This window comes from Anaerovibrio lipolyticus (assembly GCF_021531495.1).
In the GTDB taxonomy this organism is placed as follows: Bacteria; Bacillota; Negativicutes; order Selenomonadales; family Selenomonadaceae; genus Anaerovibrio.
The window spans coordinates 21,514-27,755 of the sequence record NZ_JADYTY010000028.1; the positions used below are offsets into that span (position 1 = coordinate 21,514).

A 6,242-nucleotide genomic window follows, 5' to 3' on the forward strand; every position below is an offset into this window, starting at 1 on the left:
ATTATTCCCCCTTATGCTGCTGGTTCATCATTAACATTACATTTCTTTTCTTCTATAAATTCTATTTCCATATCACCAAAGATGTGCTTGCCCTCTAAATCCTGAATCCTGACATAAGCCGTACTCTTTAGCATCGCCCTGCCAAGTATAGATACCTGCATCGGGTTCAAGGTAAGGCTGACAACTGAATCATTCCGTGGATTATTGATAGTAAGGAAAATATTCCCTTGGTATATCCTGAATGTCCCCTTGATATTGGCATAGCTTACACACTCGCTAAAGCAGCCCATTTAAAACATCTCCCCATATTTTTTATCACAATCAATGCCAAAGGCAGTCTTCATGCTGATGCGCCCCATAGAAGCAAGGCTGTACTCCCGTAGCAAATAGGGAGACTTCATATTCGGCATTGCCAGCTTCAGCATTTCAGCATCACTAAAAATTTTTGCTTCATCCATAATCTGCCTCCAAAATAAAGCAGGGACAGAGAATAATCCCTGTCCCATAAAAACATGTTTCCTCCATATAACATACACTCCTGCTAATACGATTTGTGACAGTTATTATGCCGTAATAGCCCTCACAGGTCGAATAACAGGCAGTTCCTCAACTATACCTTCAGCAACATCATCACTGCGGCGCATTTTCAAGGCCTTGCTTCCTACAGGAAGGGAAAGTATCTCGCCACCAATGCGTTCAAGTTCTGTTGCCCTCTCATAGCTTGCAGACAGCTGACTTGCTGCTGTTACCGCGTTCAAGAGGCCGTACCTGCTGTTATCACCGCCCATGAAAAGCTGACGGAGAATGTCCCCCCGCTCATTCTGCGTAAGCTGGAACCTGTCTGCAAGCAGCTCCACTTCCTCCACAGGATTTCCTTCCAGCCTGATACCTAAAGACTCACGCATTTTACCAACTGTCAGCATAAACTTCGATTTGTCTGCCGCAACCTTTACAGTATCCTGTACCTTCATAAAGAAAGCCTTGTCATCAGCCTGAAGTGTTTCATCTGAATAAAGTTCATAGGCTGCATCACCATCAACCTGCCTGCCGACATGATACTTGCGCTGGGAAAAATCCTTGGAAATCATGCCGTTCTTGCATACAAGGCGATAAATCAGCGGTTCAACCTTTACTGAGCCAAGACCTACCTCGCTGTTGCTGATGACAAACCCTGCCTGAACCACATCACCTGGCTGTACCTCGCTTTTCATGCGCTTGTTTACTACTTTCAGGTACATGTGGCTTGGTGTAACCTCGCAGCTTTTTATCTCAGCACCGCTCATGGATTTGATTATCGGCAGGACAGCTGCACACAGCTCCAAATTGTCCAGCCTTCTGTAACGGTCTGACAGGAAAGCCCTCATGCTTCCATCCAAAGTACGAATCATCCTGCGTTCAGGTGCATCATGCAGCCATGTGTTGACATTTTCCTGCAAAAGTGCTGGCTGCTGCTCCTGCATTTTCTGATAATAGCGGTATGGAATCTGCAAGCGGCTGGCAATCTGCTGATGCGCCAGCTCACTGATACCGAAGGTATGATTATTACCCTTGATGCGCAATGTAATCACAGCACCTTTTTCATCTGCCTTGAACTCCATATAACGTGTATCTGCCACAAAATCCTGACGGGCCTTTCTCTGCCTCTGCAACTCTGCACCCAACTGTTCCAATGTTCTTCCTGTTTTCATAATAATCCTCCAATCAAATAACATTATTTTTCAGTATCGCTTAACAACCAAATCAATAACTTAGCAGCTGCTTCTGCAACCGTCTTTGCAGTATCCGTATCCATTGCACTCACCTCCACATAAAAATATCCCCTGCTGCATAAAGCAACAGGGGGATAACTATCACATATATAGTATACAACTAAAATTTTTTATATTAGCATGAATGTACCAAAATCGTCCGTAATACCAGTCTTATAACAATGTGTCCATATTGTCCGCATTGTCCATATACATAAAATGTCCATATCTACGCACTGCAACGCTTATTTTATAAGGCGGACAGCACGGACAATAAGGACACAGGCGGCAACATAACTGCTTCTGACGTTTCAGGTAATTGATGTCATAATCAGTGTATAACCATAGCTTTTTTTAATATATCATTAACTTCCTCTACAGATAATTCACTAATGTCGGCAATATCTTCAACAGGCATATTGCGCCTAAACATTTTTAATACTGTTTGAGTTTTATTTTGCATTACGCCCAATTCAATTCCTTCATTCCGTCCACGGCTAATGCCCAAATTCATCCCTTCTGCCAAAGCTGCTGCCCTGATGTTATTCCGTTCTATATTCCAAACATGTTCCTGGTCAAATAAAGTAAGCATAATCTCCTCAACCTCCGTTTCGCGTTCACTCAGGTATTCCTTCAGAAGATTTCTATCACGGCATATCCTGATAATCTCCTTTACCGCTTTCAGTGTCCTGCCATGCAATGCTACCTGTTCATTGCACACCCTGCAAAAACCAATATACTGATTGATAATATCATCACTGTCCTGAAGGTAAATCATCTTCACCTTGGCATCTATACAGCAATCCATATCAGGGAAAAACTCATCCTTTAAGGACAATACATCAGGATGATTGCCCTTATCACCAGTGTAGATAACGTACAGCTCAGGCTTCGGCATTTCTACCTTGTGACTGCCATATAGCTGAATTTGATTTGCGTTAAAGTAGTCCTGATATGTACTCATCAGATATATCAAGGCACGGATGACAATATTGGCAGACCAAGTGGACTGCGCCTCCACCAATATCATCAGCTGCTTTCCCCTGACCATAAAGCCAAGGTCGTTATAAATGCCATTCAGAAGGATGGATTGCAGAGTGACAATCTCCAAATCGGCCTGAGTTATGGTTTTATCCTCCGGATGCAGGGCATTATAAAGCTGGATAAGGTATTTCTTCTTGGAAAACATATCTCGAAAAACAGTATCCTTGACTGAATGTTTCATTATTTTCCCATCTGTCAAGCCCATCATCTCCTATACACACTATTGCCAATCCACACATACATTATATCAAAAAAGGCAGAAAAAATCATTCACTTTGTTTGAAATTTGCCCATAAAAAGAACCTCCTGCCATGAGGAGGTTCCAAAACTAAATATGCTTTACCAGTTATCTGACCTTGAAAGCCACCATATTGCTGACCTTTACGCCGATATTGATGCGCGAGCGCACCTTGGCTTTTGCTTCCATCATGCTTGTTGCCTGCACCTGAGTAGACTTGCGGCAGGGCAGGGCTGAGCTGTTTGTCTTTTCTTCCCATTGTACTTTAAATGTGTGGTTCGTAAAACATCACTCCGCTTAAAATTTTTTCTGCAAATTCCGCACAATATTCACATAGATTTCCTTGCATTTCTGCATATTTCCATTCTCAATGCAACTAAGGCAAGGCTTGAGATATTCTTGAAAATGGAAATATAAATCTTTTGGATTCAGCAATTGTATTGAGGAACTTATCACAACTAAGGATAACTTGATAATATTGATGAATCGGAATACGCTAGTCGCACGTTTGGATGAGTTAGATGCCCATAGAATTTATAAAAAGTGCATATTCGTTGTTATAATCAAGCACAATAAATGTATTGCAAATTTTCTACTCAACCAATCATCTTGGTAAAACAATACATTTGTTATTCCTGTAAAGCTAGTCCGTAGGTAAATGGTATAATATCGTTGGAGCCTTTAGTATTTGCATTAAGCATTCCGTAACCTAATCCAGCCACCGAAGCTACTCCTGCTAACTGTGCAGCCGAAAGTCCTGCTACGGCTGCACCGACTGCTGCTAAAGGAATAATGCCTCTAACATGCGCCTGAGATATCAAACATGGCTTCTCATAAGATTCCATAATTTATTCCTCCAATTTTATGATACGTTTCCACTGTAGTTCTCGTATAAAAGATATAATATCTAATTTTAATTTATATTCTTCTACTGCATAAATGTCTAACAATATTTGCATAATATCTTCTAAACTATGAGAACCATCACTTAACTTTAAAATACGAGCACTTATCTTATTCAAGTAGATAATCTCTAATGTTTTGCCATATACGAGCAATATATTTCCTTCCATACGACTTTTTAGAGAGATATCTATAGGCCTCTTATTTTTTATCCAATTCCATCTGATCATACCGAAGCACCAACTTCAACTAATGTATTCATTTTAGTAAAATCCATGCGCCCATTTACCATTTTTTTTACAGCTACACCTGCTGCAACACCTGCAGTAAATGCAGCAATTGCTCCTGCCAAGCCAGCAGGAATTACTCCGGTTATGTTGTTATTCATTAATAACACAGGTTTTTCATATATTTCTTTTTCTTGTGAATTCATGTTAACCATCCCATTTCTTTATTATATTTTTATATCGTCATTTACATGATTTAAAATATTCCCTTGTTGTTTTTTCTTGTCTATAGATTGGATAAAATTTAATACTTTAGGATGTTGCCAAGCATTTCGCCCTTTTTTTTGCCAAATATAACGAATTGGATCGTCCAAAACATTGCCAATTGTAAAAGGAACCATGCAATCCAACCTAAAATCACCATTAGGTCTAATAATACCTCCCCCGTTAGGTTGAGAAACATATCGTGACATAGATGTACTAATGTTCATAGAACGTTCTATGTTGATTTTACCTGCATATTTTTGAGATAAAATATTTATCTGTTTATATAGTTCATTTCTTTGAGTAGGAGACAACAAAAGTTCCGTGTTAGTTATTGCCCTACCACTTGGTAAAATTTCGCCAATCATCAAACCACCAGCACCTACCGAATACGCTAAATTAATCATCTCTTCTAAATAGGGTAATGTCTTTGGCGTTACTGAATGAGCAATCATCAATGGTATTCCAATGTTACTAATTTCCATTGCGCCATTAACAGCATTGTTCCAGCTGTTCTTTAAGCCTCGAAAATCATCATGTAATTCAGCAGTATGACCATCGATGGATATTTGAAACCAAAAATATCTATATTTTGCAAATTTTTTTACATTTTCGTTATTTAGTAATAGACCATTAGTTATCACGACAAAAGATGTGCCATCATAGTGTAATATGTCCATTATATCGAATAGATCATCTCCTAAAAGCAATGGTTCACCACCAGATATTATGCACTGAAATATGCCTCCATCTTTTACGATTTGGTGTGCTAATTGTTTCCATTTTTCTGGTGTCATTTTTGTGTATCTTATTCTGTCTTCATCGCCAGAACGATTATAACAGTGCTTACATTTTAAATTACAAGATCCTGTTAATTCAAATTGCAATGTAATTGGGTAGGAAAAATACTTTGGGTACAATCCTGCTGCTTGCATGGAAGCAATATTTTCACGTTCTTGTTTTGCCTTTTTGGTATCTATTGCCTCAAATATTTTTATAAAGTCTTTTTCCAATCTATCTTACCTCCGCGTATTAGATCACAATAATGATGAAGCATATGATAATATTCATCTACATCCATACCTTCGTAATACATGTGGTATAAATACTCTCCTCTACATATATTCGGTCGCTCATTATATATAGAGCACTTATTGTTTTCTAAAAATTTACATACTCCATTCCCAAGATTATATTCTTGCAATTGATCAATATGATTCAAACAACGACAACATTCACCACATTGGTTACACTCAAAAACTTTACCATTAATGACTGTAATTTCATCCATTCAATAGTCTCCATATAAAACTTAGTGATATTTTTTAATATAGTCTATTCTTCATCGCTATATGAGGGAGTATCTGTACGAGAATCTAAATTACCATATTCATCATACCAAGTGGTTGTGCCGTCCTCTTTATCATCATAACCATAAAAAATGCGACCGTCACTTTCGTTTTTGGATATTCTATCGTATTTTTTGCGCGACATAATTTTCACTCCTTATTTATCAATTCTGTAATCATTTTAACCACATATCCTTTTCAAATTCTGTAAATGTAACAAGCATGCTCATGTCTATTTTCAAAGCATTGGCTATACTCCATAGCATAATGATGCCGACATTTTCATTGTATTGTCCACGTTCTATACGTGATATTACAGATTTATTGACAGAAATCCTGCTAGCAAGTTCTTCTTGAGTGATGCCTCTTAAAGATCTGAAATATGCTATTTTAGCAGGGTGTGTCAAGAACTTTGTGTAAAAAGTTTAGTAGATTACATCATAGTGCTTCATGAGTTTCGCCATACGTT

Annotated in this window: 11 protein-coding genes; all 11 read right to left on the minus strand. The window is 38.4% G+C overall.

Annotation, left to right across the window (positions count from 1 at the left end; translation table 11 throughout):
• Window positions 1–11 precede the first annotated feature (11 nt).
• The gene (locus I6E26_RS09020) at window positions 12–290 is read right to left on the minus strand and encodes a hypothetical protein (protein ID WP_235321556.1); all 279 of its coding nucleotides are present in this window, start codon (window positions 288–290) and stop codon (window positions 12–14) included.
• Window positions 291–458, minus strand: a complete 168-nt coding sequence (locus tag I6E26_RS09025) for a hypothetical protein (protein ID WP_154405438.1) — start codon at window positions 456–458, stop codon at window positions 291–293. It abuts the gene before it with no gap.
• 105 nt (window positions 459–563) lie between these two features.
• Window positions 564–1,688, minus strand: coding sequence for a DUF932 domain-containing protein (locus tag I6E26_RS09030; protein ID WP_235321557.1), 1,125 nt, complete (start codon window positions 1,686–1,688; stop codon window positions 564–566).
• Window positions 1,689–2,079: 391 nt separating this feature from the next.
• Window positions 2,080–2,991, minus strand: coding sequence for a hypothetical protein (locus tag I6E26_RS09035; RefSeq protein ID WP_235321558.1), 912 nt, complete (start codon window positions 2,989–2,991; stop codon window positions 2,080–2,082).
• 668 nt (window positions 2,992–3,659) lie between these two features.
• Window positions 3,660–3,875, minus strand: coding sequence for a hypothetical protein (locus tag I6E26_RS09040; protein WP_235321559.1), 216 nt, complete (start codon window positions 3,873–3,875; stop codon window positions 3,660–3,662).
• A 3-nt stretch (window positions 3,876–3,878) separates the two neighbouring features.
• Window positions 3,879–4,163 (minus strand): PqqD family protein, encoded by a 285-nt coding sequence (locus I6E26_RS09045; RefSeq protein ID WP_235321560.1) that lies wholly within the window; start codon window positions 4,161–4,163, stop codon window positions 3,879–3,881.
• The gene (locus I6E26_RS09050; protein WP_235321561.1) at window positions 4,160–4,366 is read right to left on the minus strand and encodes a hypothetical protein; all 207 of its coding nucleotides are present in this window, start codon (window positions 4,364–4,366) and stop codon (window positions 4,160–4,162) included. The genes I6E26_RS09045 and I6E26_RS09050 overlap by 4 nt, the downstream gene beginning before the upstream one ends.
• Before the next feature lie 21 nt (window positions 4,367–4,387).
• The gene (locus I6E26_RS09055) at window positions 4,388–5,437 is read right to left on the minus strand and encodes a radical SAM protein (protein WP_235321562.1); all 1,050 of its coding nucleotides are present in this window, start codon (window positions 5,435–5,437) and stop codon (window positions 4,388–4,390) included.
• On the minus strand, window positions 5,419–5,715 hold the full coding sequence (locus I6E26_RS09060) for a YkgJ family cysteine cluster protein (protein ID WP_235321563.1): 297 nt from the start codon (window positions 5,713–5,715) through the stop codon (window positions 5,419–5,421). The genes I6E26_RS09055 and I6E26_RS09060 overlap by 19 nt, the downstream gene beginning before the upstream one ends.
• Window positions 5,716–5,759: 44 nt before the next feature.
• Entirely contained in the window at window positions 5,760–5,918 is a 159-nt protein-coding gene (locus I6E26_RS09065) for a hypothetical protein (RefSeq protein WP_235321564.1), read from the minus strand.
• 31 nt (window positions 5,919–5,949) lie between these two features.
• Window positions 5,950–6,180 (minus strand): helix-turn-helix domain-containing protein, encoded by a 231-nt coding sequence (locus I6E26_RS09070; protein WP_235321565.1) that lies wholly within the window; start codon window positions 6,178–6,180, stop codon window positions 5,950–5,952.
• Window positions 6,181–6,242: the final 62 nt, after the last annotated feature.